Raw genomic sequence first — 690 nt, forward strand, 5'->3', positions numbered from 1 at the left:
GGTGGTGGGCGGCGCCGGTTCGTTCGTCCCTCCGAAGTCCACGTCGGAGCAGGTGTAGAACGCCTCGTTGCTGCCCACGACCCGCTGCCAGATCGAGTACAGGATGTGCCGGCCGGTGCGCTGCGGGAGGTTGAGCGTCCACTTGGTGAACGTGGTGGGGTTCTGCCGGTTGAAGTTCTGCAGGGACACGAGGTCCGACCAGCGCAGCGGCTGCGAGGGGTCCCAGCCGTCGCGGGTGATGTAGAACTCGAAGTTGCTCGCCGAGTGCGGGGCGGTCGCGTGGTAGGTGATGGTGAGCGGGCCGGGCGCGACGCGCTTGGCGGGCCAGTCGGCGCGCTGGAGGTCGAGGCCGCGGTACTTCGCCCGTCCCGCGCTGCACAGCTGGCCGTCGGGGACGATCTGGCGGTGCCGTCCGCCGGCGTCCAGCAGCGACACCTCGTTCCAGTCGTAGAACGCCTGGGTTCCTGCGACCGCGACGGCCGCTTTGCAGGCGTCGGACTGGGGCTTCTCGGGGCCCTCGTTCTTGCAGACGTAAACGCGGCTGGGGGGGTCGGACATGGTGCCGTGCGCGCTGGCCGGCGCCGCGGAGGCCAGCACAGCGCACACTGACGCGGCGGGCAGGGCGACGGCCGCGGCGGCCGCCTTGGAGCGAGGGGATCGCATGGACATCCTTCCAGTGGGGGTGGGAGG

Annotated in this window: 1 protein-coding gene; it reads right to left on the minus strand. The window is 71.0% G+C overall.

Annotation, left to right across the window (positions count from 1 at the left end; genetic code table 11):
• Positions 1 to 663: lytic polysaccharide monooxygenase auxiliary activity family 9 protein (locus tag E1298_RS47405; RefSeq protein ID WP_207945303.1), on the minus strand; the 663-nt coding region annotated here is incomplete at its 3' end.
• Between the last annotated feature and the right edge of the window lie 27 nt (positions 664 to 690).

The organism is Actinomadura rubrisoli, assembly GCF_004349215.1.
Lineage (GTDB): Bacteria > Actinomycetota > Actinomycetes > Streptosporangiales > Streptosporangiaceae > Spirillospora > Spirillospora rubrisoli.